15 protein-coding genes and 6 pseudogenes are annotated in these 18,543 nt (G+C 61.6%); 10 read left to right on the plus strand and 11 right to left on the minus strand.

The features are described 5' to 3' along the window. The first annotated feature begins 118 nt into the window (after positions 1-118). A pseudogene (gene hmpA / locus AC0V2S_RS09815) lies at positions 119-1,295 on the plus strand (NO-inducible flavohemoprotein). 179 nt (positions 1,296-1,474) lie between these two features. On the opposite strand, the gene AC0V2S_RS09820 reads toward hmpA, so the two are convergent. From AC0V2S_RS09820 to AC0V2S_RS09850, 7 genes and pseudogenes are all read right to left on the minus strand, one after another. Next, positions 1,475-1,798 (minus strand): DUF5329 family protein, encoded by a 324-nt coding sequence (locus AC0V2S_RS09820; protein WP_475509557.1) that lies wholly within the window; start codon positions 1,796-1,798, stop codon positions 1,475-1,477. Then, positions 1,752-2,578, minus strand: a pseudogene (locus AC0V2S_RS09825) (hypothetical protein). The gene AC0V2S_RS09820 and the pseudogene AC0V2S_RS09825 overlap by 47 nt, the downstream one beginning before the upstream one ends. A gap of 21 nt (positions 2,579-2,599) precedes the next feature. Then, positions 2,600-3,679 (minus strand): patatin-like phospholipase domain-containing protein, encoded by a 1,080-nt coding sequence (locus AC0V2S_RS09830; protein WP_475509558.1) that lies wholly within the window; start codon positions 3,677-3,679, stop codon positions 2,600-2,602. A gap of 156 nt (positions 3,680-3,835) precedes the next feature. Beyond that, a pseudogene (locus tag AC0V2S_RS09835) lies at positions 3,836-5,106 on the minus strand (OmpP1/FadL family transporter). Positions 5,107-5,283: 177 nt separating this feature from the next. Then, positions 5,284-5,763 (minus strand): hypothetical protein, encoded by a 480-nt coding sequence (locus AC0V2S_RS09840; RefSeq protein WP_475509559.1) that lies wholly within the window; start codon positions 5,761-5,763, stop codon positions 5,284-5,286. Between the two features lie 231 nt (positions 5,764-5,994). After that, on the minus strand, positions 5,995-6,849 hold the full coding sequence (locus AC0V2S_RS09845) for a sulfurtransferase (RefSeq protein ID WP_475509560.1): 855 nt from the start codon (positions 6,847-6,849) through the stop codon (positions 5,995-5,997). Between the two features lie 165 nt (positions 6,850-7,014). Continuing rightward, complete coding sequence (locus tag AC0V2S_RS09850) at positions 7,015-8,076, minus strand: SMP-30/gluconolactonase/LRE family protein (protein WP_475509561.1); 1,062 nt, start codon at positions 8,074-8,076, stop codon at positions 7,015-7,017. Between the two features lie 146 nt (positions 8,077-8,222). On the opposite strand from AC0V2S_RS09850, the gene rnd reads away from it, so the two are divergent. From rnd to AC0V2S_RS09875, 5 genes and pseudogenes are all read left to right on the plus strand, one after another. Then, a complete protein-coding gene (gene rnd / locus AC0V2S_RS09855; protein ID WP_475509562.1) occupies positions 8,223-9,362 on the plus strand; it encodes a ribonuclease D in 1,140 nt (379 codons plus the stop codon). After that, on the plus strand, positions 9,359-9,652 hold the full coding sequence (locus tag AC0V2S_RS09860; RefSeq protein ID WP_475509563.1) for a YcgL domain-containing protein: 294 nt from the start codon (positions 9,359-9,361) through the stop codon (positions 9,650-9,652). Before rnd ends, AC0V2S_RS09860 begins: the two co-directional genes overlap by 4 nt. A gap of 105 nt (positions 9,653-9,757) precedes the next feature. Then, positions 9,758-10,690: a D-2-hydroxyacid dehydrogenase gene (locus AC0V2S_RS09865; RefSeq protein WP_475509564.1), complete on the plus strand. Its 933-nt coding sequence runs from the start codon at positions 9,758-9,760 to the stop codon at positions 10,688-10,690. A 117-nt stretch (positions 10,691-10,807) separates the two neighbouring features. After that, positions 10,808-11,257 carry a YcgN family cysteine cluster protein gene (locus AC0V2S_RS09870; protein ID WP_475509565.1) on the plus strand — a complete coding sequence of 150 codons (450 nt, stop codon included), beginning with the start codon at positions 10,808-10,810 and terminating at the stop codon, positions 11,255-11,257. Positions 11,258-11,415: 158 nt separating this feature from the next. Continuing rightward, a pseudogene (locus AC0V2S_RS09875) lies at positions 11,416-12,677 on the plus strand (M61 metallopeptidase family protein). Between the two features lie 48 nt (positions 12,678-12,725). On the opposite strand, the gene AC0V2S_RS09880 reads toward AC0V2S_RS09875, so the two are convergent. From AC0V2S_RS09880 to AC0V2S_RS09890, 3 genes are all read right to left on the minus strand, one after another. Then, positions 12,726-13,211, minus strand: a complete 486-nt coding sequence (locus AC0V2S_RS09880) for an RNA methyltransferase (protein ID WP_475509566.1) — start codon at positions 13,209-13,211, stop codon at positions 12,726-12,728. Between the two features lie 11 nt (positions 13,212-13,222). Further along, positions 13,223-13,594, minus strand: coding sequence for a YajD family HNH nuclease (locus AC0V2S_RS09885; RefSeq protein ID WP_108099891.1), 372 nt, complete (start codon positions 13,592-13,594; stop codon positions 13,223-13,225). A 75-nt stretch (positions 13,595-13,669) separates the two neighbouring features. Further along, on the minus strand, positions 13,670-14,350 hold the full coding sequence (locus AC0V2S_RS09890; protein WP_475509567.1) for a spermidine synthase: 681 nt from the start codon (positions 14,348-14,350) through the stop codon (positions 13,670-13,672). Between the two features lie 64 nt (positions 14,351-14,414). Here AC0V2S_RS09890 and AC0V2S_RS09895 point away from each other — a divergent pair, with 64 nt between their 5' ends. Further along, the gene (locus AC0V2S_RS09895) at positions 14,415-14,714 is read left to right on the plus strand and encodes a hypothetical protein (protein ID WP_475509568.1); all 300 of its coding nucleotides are present in this window, start codon (positions 14,415-14,417) and stop codon (positions 14,712-14,714) included. 108 nt (positions 14,715-14,822) lie between these two features. On the opposite strand, the pseudogene AC0V2S_RS09900 reads toward AC0V2S_RS09895, so the two are convergent. Further along, positions 14,823-16,856: pseudogene (locus tag AC0V2S_RS09900) on the minus strand (S9 family peptidase). 98 nt (positions 16,857-16,954) lie between these two features. Between AC0V2S_RS09900 and AC0V2S_RS09905 the strand changes: the two are divergent. From AC0V2S_RS09905 to AC0V2S_RS09915, 3 genes and pseudogenes are all read left to right on the plus strand, one after another. Continuing rightward, positions 16,955-17,503, plus strand: coding sequence for an MFS transporter (locus AC0V2S_RS09905; RefSeq protein ID WP_475509569.1), 549 nt, complete (start codon positions 16,955-16,957; stop codon positions 17,501-17,503). A gap of 3 nt (positions 17,504-17,506) precedes the next feature. After that, positions 17,507-18,279: pseudogene (locus tag AC0V2S_RS09910) on the plus strand (class II glutamine amidotransferase). 35 nt (positions 18,280-18,314) lie between these two features. After that, the coding region (locus tag AC0V2S_RS09915; RefSeq protein WP_475509570.1) for a DUF2937 family protein at positions 18,315-18,543 on the plus strand (229 nt) is incomplete at its 3' end.

An 18,543-nucleotide genomic window follows, 5' to 3' on the forward strand; every position in this document is an offset into this window, starting at 1 on the left:
ACTCGTGTCTGTATGACTCAGAATATTTATAAGCTATTGAAAAATAACAAATAAAAACTTGGCATGAAAACTGGAGTAGTCCGTGGCAGAAACCCTACCACGATCCAGGAGAGAACACATGCTCAGTGCCCCGCAGACCGCTTTGATCAAAGCTACCGTGCCCTTGCTGGAGTCCGGCGGCGAAGCGCTGACCTCGCACTTTTACACCACCATGCTGCGCGACTACCCCGAGGTGCGTCCGCTGTTCAACCAGACCCACCAGGCCAGCGGCGCCCAGGCCCGCGCCCTGGCCAATGCGGTGCTGATGTACGCCAAATTTATCGACCGCCTGGACGCCCTCGGCCCGCTGGTGGGGCAGATCGTCAACAAACACGTGGCCCTGCAGATTCTGCCGGAGCATTACCCCATCGTCGGCAGTTGCCTGCTGCAAGCCATCCGCGAAGTGCTCGGCAGTGAAGTGGCCACCGATGAAGTGATAGACGCCTGGGCTGGCGCTTACCAGCAACTGGCCAATTTGCTGATGGGCATTGAAGAAGAGATGTATAGCGAGCGCGAGCAGGCCGAGGGCGGCTGGCGCGGTGGTCGGGAGTTCCGCCTGGCGAAAAAAGTGGTGGAGAGCGAAGAAATTACCTCGTTCTATTTTGTGCCGGCCGATGGCGGCGCGCTGATGGATTTCGAGCCGGGCCAGTACATCGGGCTGCGCGTAGAAATCGACGGCGACGATTTGCGCCGCAACTACTCCCTGTCGGCCGCGCCGAACCAGCGCGAATACCGCATTAGCGTAAAGCGTGAGAAAGGCGGGCGGGTGTCGGGGTATTTGCATGAGCAACTGCAGGTCGGCGATAGCGTGGAGCTGTTTCCGCCGGCGGGGGCGTTTACCTTGCGGCCGTCGGAAAAGCCCTTGGCATTGATCACCGCTGGCGTGGGTATTACCCCTGCCTTGGCGATGCTGGAACACGCGCTGGAGAGTGGTCGCGATATCCACTTTATTCACTGCGCGCGGCATGGCGGCGTGCATGGGTTTCAGGAGTGGTTGGCGAGCAAGGCCGAGGCGCATCCGCAGCTCAGCGCTTTTATTGCTACAGCGAACCCCGTGACGAGGATGGGCATGTGGAGAGCGGGTTTTGACCGAGGAGCGGTTGGCGCAGTGGTTGCCGCAGGAGCGTGATGTGGATGCCTACTTCCTCGGACCGCAGCCGTTTATGGCGCACGTGAACCGCACGTTGCGTGGGCTGGGGGTGCCGGCGGAGCAGTGTTTTTATGAGTTCTTTGGACCGGCGGGGAAATTGGATTAAGCGCGGTAGTTAAAACCCTCTCCCCAGCCCTCTCCCGCAAGCGGGCAGAGGGGGCGGACCGTGTTCGTTGCCACGCTCTACAGTTGACGCAAAATTAGCTCCCCTCTGCCCGCTTGCGGGAGAGGGGTTGGGGGAGAGGGTTTTGATTTACGGCGTACGAATCCGCTGCAACTCCCCATTCAACCAATCCGCCGAAGGCTGTTTCTGCCCTTGCAGTCCACGCTATACGCCTTGCCACTGATACTGCTGCCAGTAGCCGCACGCTGAATAAAATCTTCGCTGCTACTTACCAGCCCTTTGTTTTCCAGATAGTCGAGCTTTTGCTGAAGGTGCATGCGCGCTTCCTTGCCGTCGTAGGCACTGCCGTTGCGGATAAAACTGCAGCCGCTGTTCTCGACAAAGGCGAGCAGTTTGCCGACCTCTTCCTGGCTCTGTGGGTTGAGCGCGGCCTGGCTTTCAGTCGCTGCAAGCAGGCAGCAGCTGATGCAGATAATCCGCCACATAGGTGTGAAAACCACCATCGTTCCAATACTCCAGATGACTCAAGGGCGTGTGCCGTTTGTACCAGGGGCCGACGGGCATGGCGCGGTCTTCGCTCACCACCTGAGCGTAGTTGGGCAGCGGCCGAAGGGGGTAGCCCAAGGCGTCGGCCGGTGCATAGAGGTTAAGCCAGCGTGCCTGTTCGCGCACTTCGTTGGTCAGGCAATGACCGGGAAAACGGATCGGTAAGACGGGGTTATAGGCAAAGGTGAACAGCGGAATATTGCAGCCGAAGGTGATCAGCCCGGCCAGGGTTTCCAGGCCCAGAAATGGGTCGAGCGGGCAGGTGGGTGTGGCGTTGAGTTGCTGCTGGTCCCACGCGTAGTTGGAAAAATATGCCCGCCCAACGAATGGGCGAGCACCACCAGCGGCGTCTCTGCGCCTACTTTGGCGCGCAGCGCTTGCAGGCCCTGGCGCACAGTCTGGTGCACTTCCTGGTAGGTGGTGTCGTAGGCCTCGCTGACTTTGCGGTAGCCGCTGGCATCGCCCAAAAACAGCGTGACGGCGCGGCGCAACCAGCGCCAGGTAACGGGCTCGGCCTTGAGTTTTTCCAGGTAGGCGAACTCGCGGTCGTCCAGCACGTTGGCCCAGTACAGGCTCTGAAACGCGATCTGGTCGGCCTCGGCGCCCAGGCGCTGGCGTAGCGCGGCGATCAGGCTCTGGGCGAATTGGTGATAGCCATCGGCGTCGACTTCAAGTGGCTGGGTGCCAATGCCATGGATGATGGCAACTGCAAGCTTCATGACCGTCCTTGGTTCGTGCTGTTAAAGGGCTTGCAGGCGCTCGCCGAGTTTGTTGCTGTCGACCAGTTCCAGGAACTCGTCGCCCAGGCGCCGGCTGGCGTCCATCGCGGTGCGCCAGTAGCGCTCGCGGCCGGCGTCGTCGCCCAGGTAGCGGGTGAAGTCTTTACGGTCGGGCAATTTGCCGTGGGGCAACTTGGCCAGGTAGTCGCGCGACGGGGCGAGCAGCAGCACGTTCTGCAAGCGCACGTTGTCGCCCTTGCGCCACGGCAGGCCTTTGTCGAACCAGCCGGGAATCACTTTGTCGGTGAAGTGCGGGTAGAGCACCACGTCGTCGCCGCTGTAGGGCAGGTCGAGGTGGTAATCAAGCAGGCCGCCGTCGCGGTAGGTGCCCACGCCGGCGCCAGGAATATCGCGCACGCCTTCCATCACCATTGGAATCGAACCGGAAGCCAGCAGCGCATGGCGCAGGTTGCCGACATCCAGGTGCAGCAGGCGCGAAGGAAAGTCGCTCAGCGCATTGAGCGGCGGCAGGGTGCGCGCGTCATGCAAAATCACCCGCTCGAAATGCCGCGACAGGCGCGGGCGGCCCAGCAGGTTATTGCCAATCACCGACGACAAGCCCAAACCAAGCGCGCCACGCCGGTCATGGGCGAGCAGGCCGAGGCTTTTCACCACCATGATATTCAGGCTGTAGTGCGGGTTGTTCAGTACGTGGGCGTCCTGGCCTTCGAGCAGTTCGTCGAGCATGCGCACGCAGCTTTGGGATACCTCGGCCATGGTCACGCCTTTGGCAAACCGCTGCTGGGTATACAGCTCGCCCAGGCGTTGAATGCCGGCGGCAGCATCGGGCAGGCAGGCGCTGGCGAAGCGCCAGGAGCCGATGGAGGCGCCGATTAGCGAGCGTTGGCGCGGCGCGCGCGGCAACCAGTCGCCGAACAGGGCCAGGTCCAGACCTTGAATGCCCAGAGCTTTGGGGCCACCCGCGGCGCCGGGCAGGATGCCGACATCTGCCGGCGCTAAACCGCGCTCACGAATACGCGCCAGGGCAGCGCTGCCGGCTTTCAAGGTTAGGGCGGGGGACTTGATTTGGATCGCGCTCATGTAGGCCTCCATCACGCAAGGGGCGATTATAGAGCGGTGCGCTGTAAGACCAAGCGACTTTTGCGGTGTGAATGTAGGGGTAAAACCGAGCTCAAATAAAAACACCGTCATTCCCGCGAAGGTGGGAATGACGGTGTCAGGTGTTACGAGCAGCGATTAGAAGCGGTACGAACTTGAGTACCGAAACCGTGTGCGCTGTTTTCGTAGGTGGCGCTGTAGCTGCCTTTACCAGTCTGAGCGTCGTCGATCTTGGTGTCTTCTTCCCACAGGTAGGAGTAGGCCAAATCAACGGTCAGGTCTTCAGTCGGGTTCCAGCCCACGCCAAAGCTCACCGCAGTGCGGTCGCCGGTTGGAATGCGTGGCGAGCGGTTGGCGTTGTTGGTCGGGCTCTGGTCGAAGGCCAGACCGGCGCGCAGGGTCCACTGTTGGCTCAGCTTGTAGGCGGTACCCAGCGCGTAGCCCCAAGTGTCGTGCCAGTTCTGTTCTTCAGTGATGCTCGAGAAGGTGCCAGCGGTCGGGCCTTTGACGCCGTCGTTTTCGACGGTGATGTCTTTCAGGCGGCTCCAGCGGGTCCAGGTGCTACCGGCGTAGATAGTCCAGGCGTCGTCGATGTCGTGGGTGATCGAGGCATCAACCGATTCCGGGGTGGTCAGGTCCAGTGAGGCGTCGTACTTGCCGTACGCGCCAAGGGCCGTAAAGGTCGGATCGCTACCGGAAATGGTGGTGTCACCTTCCAGTTTGTATTTGACCTTGGAGTGGTACGTCACACCGGCACGGGTTTGCGGGGTGAACTCGTACAGGGCGCCGATGTTGTAACCGATGGCGGTGTCGTCACCTTTGATTTTCACACGGCTTTCAGTGCCGACAGGGCTGAGGCTGCCCAAGGCGCTTTCCAACTTGCCGTCGATACGGTTGATGGTCGGGCCACCACCAATCGACAGTTGATCGTTCACGCGAAAGCTTACGGTCGGCTGCACGGTGACCACTTTCACTTCGCTGTAGTCGCCGAATTTGCGGCCCTGGAACCCACCTTCGTAGTCGGTGATCAGGCCAAACGGTGCGTACACGCCAACGCCGAAAGTCCACTGATCATTGACCGGGTTTACGTAGTAGCCCATCGGCACGGCGGTGAACGGCACCATGTCGCCGTCGTTGCTGCCGGAGGTGGAGCCGCTGGTGTGGCTGATATCGGTTTTGGCCACGATGGCGGCGGCGCCAACGCTGACTTCCTGACGTTTCAGGCGCGACATACCAGCCGGGTTGCCGAACAGGGTGGTGGCGTCATCGGCAGACGACGAACGCCCAGCGTAGGAAGAACCCATGCCGCTGATGCTTTGTTCGTTGAGGGCAAAACCGCCAGCGAGGGAATAGCTGGAGGCGGCAGAAATGGTCAGGGCTAGGGTGGTCTTGAACCAGGCGTGTTTCATCGGAAAAGTCCTGTTGTATTTTTGTACGGGGGGCGGAAATTATCAGGATTTGAATTACCTGGCCAGTTGCTCAAGAACGCTACTTTGCGGCCAATTGTCGGACAATTTGGGGCAAAGTGATGGCAACTTCGGCAATCTTGTACGAGCGTACTTTGCCGATTTGGTTCAGCGAAAATTTCACGCGGCTTGCCGAGCCTTTCCCACGTAGTGATGCCACGCCCGACTGAAATCCCGTAGCCGGCCCTGAGGCTGGAACACCTGCTGCCACACCTGGGCCATGCCCATTATGTCCTCAACCTCAGGAAGCTCGGGCCTTTGCGCCTCCACCATCAGCCAGGCTATGGCGGTGGCGTACCGCAGGTTAACGGTCAATTCGATATGCGGCGCTGCGAGGAAGGCATGCTGACTGGCGAGGCCACGAACGCGGCTGGCCAGTTCCGGGTCGAGCGCCAAGTGCTGGTCCCAGAACATTTGGTGACGCAAATCGGCGATTCGGTACAGGCCGTGACCGGTTTGGTCATCCAGCGCGGAACCGAGTGCGGACTGACAAGCGGCAGCACAGAGCAGAAAAGACTCGGCACACGGGCTATGGCGATCCAGGTAGAGGAGGGTAGGGCGGATGACGTGCTGGCATAACTCACTGGCGGCGATGCCCATAGAAACCTCTTATAAAAGTGGTCGGTGGGGGCCTCGGCGCCTGGCAGCGGATGGAAGAACAAATATCGAAAAGGCCCCACCGGGAGCGGGGTTAGCCGCTCCTGTTGAAGCATAGTCAGATCATTGTGCTGTAAAGGGCTGTTTTTAAATCATTTGCGGCTTTGCTTATGCGCCGATATGACTCAAGGTGCTTAAAACCCCGTTACTACGCCGATTTAACCTGTGGGGGCATCATTCGCCAGTGGCCACCGGCCGGCTTGGGTCGTTGATCCACTCGCTCCACGACCCGGCATACAGCGGCGCGAGCGGGTAACCCGCCAGGCTCAGGGCAAACAGGTTATGGCAGGCGGTGACGCCGGAGCCGCAGTACGCCACCAAACCGTCGATTGAGCGCTCGCCTAGCAAGGCTGCGAAGCGGGCATGCAATTGCTCGGCGGGTAGAAAGCGCCCGTCGCTGCCGAGGTTGTCGGTAAACACCGCGCACTGCGCGCCGGGGATATGGCCGGCCACTGGGTCGATGGGTTCAACCTCGCCTTTGAAACGCGGCAAGGCGCGGGCATCGATCAGGGTGAGTTCCGGGTCGCCAAGCAGCATTTCAAGCTGCTCAGCGCTGAAGACGAGGCTGTTGTCGGCGTGGCCGGCAAAGTTTCCCGCAGCGCGCTCAGGCACCACCTGATCCAGCGGCAGGCCGGCTTCTTTCCAGGCTTTCAGGCCGCCATCGAGCAGATAGACGTTATCGCGCTTGCCTAACCAGGCCAGCAGCCACCACGCGTGGGCGGCGAAGGCGCCAGGGCCGTCGTCATACAGGATCACTTCGCTACCGTTATCCAGGCCCCAGGCGCGCAGCTGTTCGCTCAGCGTTTGTGGGTTGGGCAGCGGATGGCGGCCGGTGCGGCCTTTGACGATGGGGCCGGACAGGTGCTGTTCAAGGTCTGCGAATACGGCGCCGGGAATATGCGCTTCGTTGTAGCTGCGTTGGCCGTAAACCAGGTCGTCGAGGGCAAAACGGCAGTCGAGGATCAGACGGTTGGCGTCGGCCGGGCGGCCGACCAGTTTGGCGGGGGTAATCAGTTGCGCGAGGGACATGATGGGCACCTGAAAGAAATCGGGCGCCCATCATAAACGCAGAAACAGGATCAAGGGCATCGAGGCTAAAGCCTCTCCCACAAGAGACCTCGATCCCTGTAGGAGAGGCTTCAGCCTCGATTGTCGGGCCTGGAAACGAACAGGCTCGAAGGGTTGATCGTTTGCTCAGTCGATCTTCAGCTTGCCAATGCGGTCGTTATCCAGGCTGCCGAAGTACAGATAGCCGCCCACTGGCTTGACCGAGGTAACCATGCGCAGGTTGCTGCCGCTGGTGTCGTGCAGGCTGCGGGTGATTTTGCCTTGCTCGTCCACGGCAATCGCCAGGCCGTATTTGGCCGGTTTTGGCCACATGCTTCGCGGCAGTTTGGCCATTTGCGCTTTCAGCCAGGGTTGGCCCTGGAGGAAGTCGGCGTCGGCCTTGCGCGGAGTGGGCAGGGCCACCCAGAAAGTGCCGGCGCGGTCGCCTTGCAGGTTGTCGGGCATGCCCGGCAGGTTATCGATAAAGATGTCGTGGGTGCCGGCTTTCGGGCCTTTAAGCCACAGGCGGCTGATGCGATAGCGGTAGGTTTCGTTGACCAGTACGAAGTCTTCCTCGGCCGACAGTGCAACTCCGTTGGCGAAGTACAGGTCTTTAAGCAGCACGTCGGTGGTTTTGCTTACCGGGTCGTAGCGCAGCAGGCGGCCATACGGGCGGCCTTCGAGCAGGTCGAGCAGGTAATCCGGCTGCTGGAATTTGCTGGAGGCATCGGAGAAGTAGATGCGCCCGTCGCTGGCGATATCCAAGTCATCGGTGAAGCGGAACGGCACGCCGCCGGCTTCGGTGGCGAGCACGGTGATCTGCCCTTGCGGGTCGATGCTCAGCAGGCCTTTATAGGAGTCGGCGACGATCAGGTTGCCCTTGGCATCGAAGTCCATGCCCAGCGGGCGGCCTTGGGTGTCGGCGAAGGTTTCTACACTTCCGTCGGTTTTGACACGGATGATCTTGCCGTCGTGGGTGCTGCCATAGACACGGCCCTGGCCGTCCACTGCAGTATCTTCGGGGCCGTGCACCTGGCCTTTGGCGAGCAGCTCGGCTTTCATCAGTGCATCGTTGGGTTCGAGTACGCCGGTCATGGCGGGTTCGTGGGGCGGGGACCAGGCCAGTGGGTCAATCGGGCTGGGTTTGGCGAGCAGATACACGACCGCGATGACCAAGAGCAGGGCCACCAGGCCCAGAAACTTTTTCATGACATATCCTTGTTCTGATTATTGTCGGACAAAACGAGCGCAGCATAGGAGCGCCGATTACGCAGGGCAAGCCGCTAATCACGGGTCGAATCACCGGCCATAGGCAGGCTCGATATATACTGCGCGGCAAATTTAAGGAGAGGCATGTGGCCATCGATATCAATTGGATCCGCGATGACGCCAGCTTGGCGCAGTTATGCGCCGAATGGCGGCGTCTGCCGTATGTGGCCCTCGACACCGAATTCATGCGGGTCGACACCTTTTATCCCATCGCCGGCCTGTTGCAGGTGTGCGATGGCAGCCAAGTTTTTCTGATTGATCCGCTGTTGATTACGAGCTGGGACGCTTTCGCCGAGCTGTTGGCTGACCCGGCTGTGCTCAAGGTCCTGCACGCCTGTAGCGAAGATCTCGAAGTTTTTTCGCGCCTGACCGGCACCTTGCCGTTGCCGCTGTTCGACACCCAGATCGCCGCCGCCTACCTCAATATCGGTTTCTCCATGGGCTATTCGCGTCTGGTGCAGAGCGTGCTGGATATCGACCTGCCCAAAGGCGAAACCCGCTCGGACTGGCTGCAGCGCCCGCTCTCGGAAACCCAGGTGAGCTACGCCGCCGAGGACGTGTTGCACCTGGCCGAAGTGTTCGAAGCCCTGCGCGCGCGCCTGGCGCCGGACAAATTCAACTGGGTGCTGGAAGACGGCGAAGAGATGGTGACCAACCTGCGCCGCGAGATAGACCCCAACGAGGTGTACCGCGACGCCAAGCTCGGTTGGAAGCTGGCCCCGGCCAAACTCGCCGTGCTGCGCGAGCTGTATGCCTGGCGCGAGCAGCAGGCGCGCCTGCGCAACCTGCCGCGCAACCGGGTGATCCGCGAGAACTCGCTGTGGCCGATGGCCCGCAGCCAGCCAGACAACCTTGTGGCTCTGGCGCGCATTGAAGACATGCACCCCAAAACCGTGCGCCAGGACGGCGAGTTTCTGCTCGGCCTGATCAAGGAAGCCGCCGCCAAACCCGCCGAAGAATGGCCTGAGCCGCTGCCCGAGCCACTGCCGGTGGAAGCCACCACCTTGCTCAAGAAACTGCGCGCCATTGGCCAGGCTGAAGCCGAGCGCCTGGATATCGCCCCGGAAATCATGCTGCGCAAGAAAGTGCTCGAAGCGCTGCTCAAAAGCGGCTACCCGAATGGTCCTTACCAACTGCCCGATTCCCTGCGCGGTTGGCGACGTGAATTGATGGGCCAGGAGCTGCTCGACAGCCTGGCAGCCCATCCCCAGGAAGAACAGGCATGAAGCAGATCTGCTCGATTTACCGCAGCCCGAAGAAAAACGAGATGTACCTCTACGTACTCAAGGCCGAGGCCTTGAAGAAAGTGCCGGAGTCCTTGCTGGTGGCCTTCGGGCCGCCCAAGCACACCTTTGATTTGGTGTTGAGCCCGGAGCGGGCGCTGGCCCGCGAGGATATTCATAAGGTGCTGGAGAATCTGGAAAAGCAGGGTTACCACCTGCAGATGCCGCCAGCCGAAGACGAATACATTCAGCATCTCCCGGAAGAACTGCTGCGCCGTAACGACCCGATTTAAGCGCTATCCAGAGCCAGCGGAGTCTGGCCAATTACCCATTTTTTTCCTGTCTAGAGGTGACGTCACCTAGCGTGGCTTCGCCGTGTCTGAAGGTTTTTCTGTCCCATGCGCGTTTTACTTGCTGAACATGACCACGCCTTGTATGCCGACTTGCTGCGTGCCGCTCAACCCGATCTGGATTTGGTGATCAGCGACGATCCCACCGAACTGGCGACGCTGGCGCCTGAGTGCGAGGTGTGGCTGGGTGAGCCCGGCCTGCTCGCCACCGTGCTGCGCAAAGGCCACAAGCCGCAGTGGTTCCAGTCGACCTGGGCGGGCATTACGCCGCTGTTGCAGAAGGACTTGCCGACCGACTACCGCCTGACCCGCGCCGTGGGCATTTTTGGCCAGGTGATGGCCGAGTACGTGCTCACTTATATGCTTGCCCATGAGCGCGAAGTGCTGGCGCGCCTGGCGGCGCAGGTCGAGCGCCGTTGGGACAATCACTCGCCACGCAGCCTGGCGGGGCGGCGGGTGCTGATTGTCGGCACCGGCGAAATCGGGCTGAGCGTGGCGCAGTTTCTCGCCCCGTTTGGCGTGGAGTTGTATGGCGTGGCCAGTGCGGCCCGCGAGCTGGCGCCGTTCAAGGAAGTAGCCGGCATGGCCGAGTTGCCGCGCCTGGTAGCGCAGGCCGACTACGTGATCAACCTGCTGCCGGACACACCCGCTACCCACGATATCTACGACGCGGCGCTGTTTGCCCAATTCCTGCCGACCGCGCTGTTTATCAACGCAGGGCGCGGCGTGGCGGTGGTAGATGCCGACCTGGTGGAGGCTTTACGCGAAGGCCACCTGGCGGGCGCGATTATCGATGTGTGCCGCCAGGAGCCGTTGCCCGCGCGTCATCCGTTCTGGACCGCCTTTGGCCTGCTGCTCACCGGCCATAGCTCGGCACCGACCTTGCCGCCGCTGATGGCCCAGCTGTTTCTGGACAATCTGCAGCGCTTTAAAGACGGCGAACCGCTGCGCGGCGAAGTGGAGTTTTCCAAGGGCTATTGAGAGCAGTTCGCAGGCCCGTAAAACGGCCTGCAACCGTTTGGCTATGCGGCCTTGGCCGGTGCGCACGCAGGCGCTAGACTGCCGCGCTTTTCCTCCCTCTATTCAGCAAACCTCGCCATGGCCGCCAAAGTCGAACCCTTCTGGAAACGCAAAACCCTCGACCAGCTCGACAAGGACGAGTGGGAGTCGCTGTGCGACGGCTGCGGCCTGTGCTGCCTGCAAAAGCTCGAAGATGAAGACGACGGCAGCGTTTACTACACGCGCATCGCCTGCAAACTGCTGGACCTGAAAACCTGCCGCTGCAGCGACTACGCCAACCGCCGCCAATTCGTGCCCGATTGCATCCAGCTCACCCCGGGGCAGGCCAGCGAATTCCAATGGCTGCCGCCCACCTGCGGCTACCGCCTGGTAGCCGAAGGCAAAGACCTGGAAAGCTGGCACCCGCTGGTGTGCGGCGACCCGGAAATGGTCCACAACGCAGGAATTTCACAAGTGGGCGCTATGCTCAGTGAGACCGCCGTCGCTGAAGATGACTGGGAAGACTATATGATCTTCCGGTCTGGCTGAGGCTGTGCAACGTTGGGCTTCGCTGCGCTCAACCCAACCTACGCGAATGTAGGTTGGGTTGAGCGCAGCGAAGCCCAACGGGCGAGACCTCGGTGAATCAAACGAAATCAGGCCGGTCATAGGGAATTACCGCGCCGCGTTACAAGGACCTGTTTTTGATGCCCATCCGCCTCCGTCTGCTTATCTCTGTCGCACTGCTGGCTTGCAGCTCACCGCTACTGGCGGTGGAAAAAGTCGACCTCGATTACACCGTGCGTTTTCTCCCTGACAGCGACCAGGCTGAAGTACGCCTGACCCTGAACCAGGGCGAAGTGGTGCGCAACCTGAGTTTCAACCTGGGCAAAAAGGCTATTACAGCGACTTCAAAACCGACGGCACCTGGCAACTGGACGCGGCCCAGCCCGGCGAGCGGCAGAACGGCGTCTGGCAACCGGGCAAGGGCAAAACCAGCCTCAGCTACCGCGTACGAATCAACCATCCACGGCCCGCCGCCGATGGCAAGGCCGTTAGCTACGATGCACGCATGACCGCCGACTGGGCGCTGCTGCGCGGCGATGACCTGGTGCCCAGCGCCAAGCTCGACCAGCACGACGGCACCGAGCTGGTGTCGCGCCTGCAATTCGAACTGCCCAAAGGCTGGAAAAGCGTGGAAACCGGCTGGCCGCGCATCGGTAAGAATCGCTTCCGCATCGACAATCCCTCGCGCCTGCTCGACCGCCCGACCGGCTGGATTCTGGCCGGCAAGATCGGCACCCGCCGCGCCAAGCTGGGCGAAACCGAAGTGACCGTGGCCGCGCCCATCGGCGCCGGAATGCGCCGCATGGACGCGCTGACGTTGCTGACCTTCGTGTGGCCGCAAGTGCAGGCGGTGTTCCCCCGTGACCCTGCCAAGCTGCTGGTGGTCGGGGCCGGTAACCCGATGTGGCGTGGCGGCTTGTCGGCTTCCAACTCGCTGTTTATGCACGCCGACCGCCCGCTGGTGAGCGAGAACGGTACGAGCTCGTTGGTGCATGAACTGGTGCATGTGTTCAGCCGTATTCGCGACACCGACCAGAGTGACTGGATCAGCGAAGGCCTGGCCGAGTACTACGCCATTGAACTGGTGCACCGCGCCGGCGGCATGAGCGAAGACCGCTACAAGGCGGTAAACGCGAACCTCAAGCAGTGGAGCCGCAAGGTGGTTAGCCTGCGCGGCAACAGCGTGAGTGGCCGCACCACGGCCCGCGCAGTGTTGCTGCTGCAAGACCTCGACCGCGAAATCCGCAAAGCCACTGGCAACAAGCGCTCGCTCGACGATGTTAGTCGCGGGTTGATGCGCATGGATGTGGTGAGCACCAAGGACTTTGTGAGCGTGGCTGAGGATGTGCTGGGCGGGGCATCGACGGTGTTGGATACGCCGCTGTTGAAGGCAGTCGAGTAACCGTAGGGCGTGCTGTGCGCACCCTGCCAGGGCAGGTCGGCGTTGCTTTCAGGATTGAAACGACTTGCCAAACAACGGCCCGGATTTGGTATTCAGCCCCTTGGCCAACCGGTCATACAGCACCACGTTAACCGTCGCCGCCAAGTTCATGCAGCCATGGGTGGGGATGTAAATCACCTCTTCACACCAGGCCAACACCTCTTTGCTCAACGAGCCGTCTTCCGGCCCGAAGATATAAATGGCCCGGTCCGGGTGGGTGTATTCGGGCAGCGGTTTGGCGCCTTCCACCAGTTCCACGGCCACCGGCGTGCAGCCCAGCGGAATGATGCTTTTCAGGTCTTCGATGCCGATCAGTGGGATGTCCTGATGAACCATCTTGGTGTCGGTGGAAAATTCCTGGGCGCGGGCGTAGCGCTTACCGGTGTAGAACACCGAGTTCACGCCATAGCAGCCGGCGGCGCGCATAACGGCGCCGACGTTATCCGGGGACTTGGGATTGAACAGACCAATACAGCTGTAGCGACGGTTAGCCACGAAACACTCTCTTATTCTTTGCTCTTGAGCAGGGCGGCCAGGTCGGCAAAGGCTTTGTGCGTCACCTTCGGCCCGGTCGGGCTGGCGGTGGAGCCTTCGCTGAAATATTGCTGGTCGGTGTAGCGCGAGTGTTCGTTGTCGTGACAGAACAGGCAAAGCAGCTCCCAGTTGGAGCCGTCTTGCGGGTTGTTGTCGTGGTTGTGGTCGCGGTGGTGCACGGTCAGTTCGCTCAGGCGTTTGCCTTCGAACTCCCGCTGGCAACGGCCGCAAATGTGCGGGTACATCTTCAGGGCTTTGGCGCGGTAGCCTTCTTCGCGGCTGCGCTGGGCTTCGGCGATCAGGCGGTCGGTTTTAAGGGTTGCCGCTGATTTTTCAGTGCTCATGGGAATACCTGTTCAGTCCAGGGTGTAGGTGATGGGAGCTATGGTGAGCCCGGCGCGCGGGCTTCTCAAGCGGCCTCAGCGTTTTTCCGCAATCCAGATGGTGTGCCGGGTGCCTTTGTTGCCGTGGGCGTACACCTGCACTTCTTCCACCTTGAAGCCAGCCTTGGCCACGCGCTCGGAAAACTTGCGATCGGCGCTGGCCGACCACACGGCCAAAATGCCTTTGGGGCGCAACGCGCGGTGGCAGTTCTGCAAACCGGCGGCGGAGTACAAGCCGCTGTTGCTTCGTTGCGTCAGGCCTTCGGGGCCGTTGTCGACGTCGAGCATGATGGCGTCGAAACCCTGCGGTTCGCTTTGCAGCACGTTGGCGACGTCTGCACAGCGGATTTCGCTGCGCGGGTCGTCGATGGGCATGCCGGCCTTGGCGCCGAGCGGGCCGCGGTTCCATTCGATAACCCCGGGCACCAGTTCGGCGACGACCACCTGGGCATTTTTGCCTAAATGCTTAAGCGCCGAGGCCAGGGTAAAACCCATGCCCAGGCCGCCGATGAGCACGCGCGGGGTAGGGCGGTGAGTCACGCGCTTGCAGGGGATTTCGGCCAGGGCGTCTTCGGAACCGTGCATGCGCGTGTTCATCAGTTGGCCGCCGTCGCCGCCCTGAATCTTGATCACGAAATCCTCGCCATACTCGAATAGGCACAAGGCGCCGCCGTTTTCGGGAATCGGGGCGGTGTCGAGCAGAACGAAGCGTTTCATTGAGAGTGAGCCTAATGCGGGGGCGCGTAGTCTAACGTTCACGCCAGGGTTACGGAGGTGAGATATGCAACTGTTCAGATTGATGGTGCTGAGTGTGGGCACGTTAGCTTGCGTCGGGGCACTGGCGGCAACGCCGGGTTCGCCGGGTACGGCGACGCCGAGTCCGTACCAAACCATTCAGCCGCGCAATGTGCCGATGCCGGCGCCGGCGGCGCGACCGATGGCGCCGGGTGCCTATGACTCACGCAGCTTGCCGCCGGCCAATACGGTGAACCAGCGGGATAACGGGTTGCTGATACAGCAGGCGCCGAGTGTGCCGAAGGTGAAGCCGGCGCAGCCGGTAAGGCCGAAAGTCGAGGAGTGACGAGTTGTGCTCGTAGGATGGGTAGAGCCCTAGGCGAAACCCATCGCGGTCTGGACTATGCCGCATTGATGGGTTTCGCCTGCGGCTCTACCCATCCTACGGATCGAGTTAGTCCACCAGTCCCAGCACCTTCAACAAAAACGCATACTCCAGCGCCACATCCTTAATCCCCTGATAACGTCCACTCATCCCGCCATGTCCGGCGCCGAGGTCGGTCTTCAGCAGCAGCAAGTTGTCATCGGTCTTGTGCGCCCGCAGCCTGGCCACCCATTTCGCCGCTTCCCAATACTGCACGCGGCTGTCGTTGTAACCGGCCACGGCCAACAGCGCCGGGTACGCCTGGGCGCTGACGTTTTCATACGGCGCGTAACCCTTGATGCGCTCGAAAACCTCGGGCTCGTGCGGGTCGCCCCATTCGTCGTACTCGGTCACGGTCAGCGGCAGGTCGGGGTTCTGCATGGTGTTCAGCACGTCCACAAACGGCACTTCGGCGATGGCGGCGGCAAACAGGTCGGGGCGCTGATTCAGCACCGCGCCAATCAGCAACCCACCGGCACTGCCGCCACTGATGGCCAGCTGTTGCGTGGTGGTGTAGTCCTCAGCAATCACGTGCTCGGCGCAGGCGACAAAGTCGCTGAAGGTGTTGGCCTTGTGTTCCAGCTTGCCAGCGCGGTACCAGGCTTCGCCAGCTCGCCGCCGCCGCGTACATGGGCAATAGCGAAGACAAAACCACGGTCGAGCAGGCTCAGCCGGCCATGGGAGAACCACGGGTCGAGGCTGGCACCGTAAGCACCGTAGCCATAGAGATAGAAGGGCGCCGGTGTGCCGAGGGTTTCTGATGGGGATTTGCGTGCCGTCGGCGGCAGTCGCCCACAGGCGCTGGCTGACGTAGGCGTCGGCGTCGAACACGCCTTCCACCGGCGTTTCTTTGAGCACCACTTGTTCGCCAGTGACCAAGTGCAGTTGACGCACTTGCGCCGGGCGATTGAGCGCCTCGTAACGCAGGCGAATCACCTCGCTCTCGAACTCCAGGCTGTCCTGCACATGCAGGCTGTAAGCGGCGTCGGGCAATTGCACGCGGGCCGGCGGCAGGCCCAGGCCGTGCACTTCCAGAATCGGCAGGCCGCCTTCGCGCAAGCTGAGGATGATGGCGCCGGCATTCAGGGTGGTGTCTTCGAGCATTACGGCCGGGTTGTGGGGGATGAGTTCCTGCCAGTCGGCGCGGCTTGGCACGCCCGCGGTGGCGGCGTGGTAGAGGGCGAAGTTGATGCCGGTCTGGTTGCTGCGAATGATCCAGCCCCAACTGCCAGCCGCCTCGCCATGCACCAGGCGGCCGTGGTCGACGAAGTATTCGTGGTCTTCCACGCGCGGTGCCAGGCAGGTGAATGTGCCGTTTGGCGTGTCCGCATCCAGCGCCCAGGTTTCGCAGGTGGTTTTACTGTTGAGCAGCACGAACAACTGGCGCTCGGAGCTTGAGCGGTAGCAGTTGAGGAAAAAGCGCCCGTCGGGTTCTTCGAATACCAGTTCGGCGCCGCTACCGCCCAAGGTGTGGCGATAGAGCTTGTGCGGGCGGTGGGTGTCGTCCAGTTCGCCGAAGAACAGGGTTTGGCTGTCGTTGGCCCAGGTCATGCTGCCGTCGCAGTCTTCAAAGGGCAGGGCGGTGATCGCGCCGCTGGCCAGTTCTTTGACGAACAACTGGTAGATCTCGTCGCCGCTGGTATCCAGGCTGTAAGCCAGGCGGGCGTGATCGGGGCTGATGCTGAACGCGCCCAGGGAGAGAAAGCCGCCGTTGGCCAGCTCGTTCGGGTCGAGCAGCAACTGCTCGCTGGCGGCATCGACGGTGTGGCTGCCGTCGGTTGGCCGATTGCAGCGGTAGTGGCGCGGGTATTCGTCGCCAGCGGTGGTACGGGTGTAGTACAGGTGCGGGCCCCAGGGCGAGGGCAGCGACAGGTCGGTCTCGCGAATGCGGCCTTTTATTTCGGCAAACAGCTGCTCGCGCAGCTCGGCCTGGCCGGCCAGTTGCTCGTCCAGGTAAGCGTTTTCCGCCTTCAGGTAGTCGAGCACGTCGTCGCTGTCGCGGTTTTCCAGCCAGTGGTAGGGGTCGTTACCGGTTTCAAGTCGGGCGATGGGCGCTTGCGGCATGCAGAAACTCCAGAGCGAAGGCGACCGACGTCGAACGCGCCGGGCAGGAGAAAAGCCGCTATCATAAGCGCCCCTTCGCCAGCATCGCCACGAACCGCATGAACGAACACGATTACGTCCTCGTCTGGGGCCTCTATGCCATTGCCGCCCTGGGTTGCTTGCTGGTGTTCTTCCGCCTGACCGGCTGGATGTGGCGCTACCTGCGTGAACCCCTGCGGGTGGTAGTGGCAGTGCTGCTGTTTACCCCCACCATCATCGACCCGGCCAAAGACCTGTACGCCCCGGCCGTGGCGATTTCTGCGCTCGACCTGTTGTTCAAGGTCGGCAGCAATATCTGGCGCGCGGTAGCCGACTTGGCCATGTACGGCATGATCGCCTTCGCCGTGTATGTGCTGTTTGTGCTTATCCGATGGCCCATCGAACGCGCCTGGAACAAGCGCAAAGCCGCCAAGCCCGCGCCGGAGCCGTTTGATGAAGACGCGCCAACCTTGCGCGAGTTGATGGAGCGCGAACCGCAGAGCAAGCCGTACATCAAGCCCCGCTCCGAAACCCATACGCCGCCGCCAGTGGCAGCGATGGCCGTCGCACCCGAATTGAACCTCGTCTTTAAGCCCCTGCTGCCCCCAAGCTGTTTGCAAGAGTGTTGAGCCATGTGTGAATTACTGGGCATGAGTGCCAATGTGCCGACCGACATCGTGTTCAGCTTCACCGGGCTGATGCAGCGCGGCGGCGGCACCGGGCCGCACCGTGACGGCTGGGGCATCGCCTTCTATGAAGGGCGCGGCTTGCGGCTGTTTCAAGACCCGCAGGCGAGCGTTGACTCGGAAGTCGCCAAGCTGGTGCAGCGCTACCCCATCAAAGCGAAACCGTGATTGGCCATATCCGCCAGGCCAACGTCGGCAAGGTGTGCCTGGCCAATACCCATCCGTTTGTGCGCGAACTGTGGGGCCGTAACTGGTGTTTCGCCCACAACGGTCAACTGGCCGATTTTGCCCCGGCGCCGAGTTTCTACTGGCCCGTTGGTGATACCGACAGCGAGGCTGCTTTCTGCGATTTGCTCAACCAGATTCGCAGCGCCTTCCCGCTGCCGGTGTCGGTGGAAATGCTGCTGCCAAACCTGGTGCGCGCCTGCGCGGCGTATCGCACCAAGGGCGTGTTCAACTGTCTGTTGAGTGATGGCGACTGGTTGTTTGCCTTTTGCTCCACGAAGCTTGCGCAAATCACTCGCCGTGCGCCCTTCGGCCCGGCGCGGTTGAAGGATGTGGACGTGATTGTCGACTTCCAGGCCGAGACCACGCCCAACGACGTGGTCACCGTACTGGCCACCGAGCCGTTGACCGAAAACGAAAGCTGGACCTTGTACCAACCTGGCGAATGGAGCTTGTGGCGCCGCGGCGAATGCATCGCCCAGGGCCGCAGCTAAGCCGGGCCGTAGACCGATAAGGAGCAGGAGCGGGCATGTTCAGAAGTTATCTACGTTTGGTGCTGTTCGCCGTGGGGCTGCTGGTAGGCGTGCAGATTCCCGGTTTTATCAACGACTATAGCCAGCGCATCGAAGCGCACTGGAAAGAGTCCGAGCAGAGCCTTAGCGGCTTTCGCCAGACTGCCAACCAATTCTTCAATGGCGACCTCGACGCCCTGGTGGCCCATTACCGCGCCAGCAGCGACCCGGTATTTGCCAGCGACG

The organism is Pseudomonas sp. CC11G, from assembly GCF_056174845.1.

What these genes read in the sequence shown, in the direction of transcription:
- AC0V2S_RS09850 (WP_475509561.1), bottom strand. Translation starts at nt 8,076, where the DNA reads ATGAAAAAGTTTCTGGGCCTGGTGGCCCTGCTCTTGGTCATCGCGGTC.
- AC0V2S_RS09895 (WP_475509568.1), top strand. Translation starts at nt 14,415, where the DNA reads ATGCAACTGTTCAGATTGATGGTGCTGAGTGTGGGCACGTTAGCTTGC.
- AC0V2S_RS09890 (WP_475509567.1), bottom strand. Translation starts at nt 14,350, where the DNA reads ATGAAACGCTTCGTTCTGCTCGACACCGCCCCGATTCCCGAAAACGGC.
- AC0V2S_RS09870 (WP_475509565.1), top strand. Translation starts at nt 10,808, where the DNA reads ATGGCCGCCAAAGTCGAACCCTTCTGGAAACGCAAAACCCTCGACCAG.
- AC0V2S_RS09840 (WP_475509559.1), bottom strand. Translation starts at nt 5,763, where the DNA reads ATGGGCATCGCCGCCAGTGAGTTATGCCAGCACGTCATCCGCCCTACC.
- AC0V2S_RS09865 (WP_475509564.1), top strand. Translation starts at nt 9,758, where the DNA reads ATGCGCGTTTTACTTGCTGAACATGACCACGCCTTGTATGCCGACTTG.
- AC0V2S_RS09860 (WP_475509563.1), top strand. Translation starts at nt 9,359, where the DNA reads ATGAAGCAGATCTGCTCGATTTACCGCAGCCCGAAGAAAAACGAGATG.
- AC0V2S_RS09830 (WP_475509558.1), bottom strand. Translation starts at nt 3,679, where the DNA reads ATGAGCGCGATCCAAATCAAGTCCCCCGCCCTAACCTTGAAAGCCGGC.
- AC0V2S_RS09820 (WP_475509557.1), bottom strand. Translation starts at nt 1,798, where the DNA reads ATGTGGCGGATTATCTGCATCAGCTGCTGCCTGCTTGCAGCGACTGAA.
- AC0V2S_RS09905 (WP_475509569.1), top strand. Translation starts at nt 16,955, where the DNA reads ATGAACGAACACGATTACGTCCTCGTCTGGGGCCTCTATGCCATTGCC.
- AC0V2S_RS09885 (WP_108099891.1), bottom strand. Translation starts at nt 13,594, where the DNA reads ATGAGCACTGAAAAATCAGCGGCAACCCTTAAAACCGACCGCCTGATC.
- AC0V2S_RS09845 (WP_475509560.1), bottom strand. Translation starts at nt 6,849, where the DNA reads ATGTCCCTCGCGCAACTGATTACCCCCGCCAAACTGGTCGGCCGCCCG.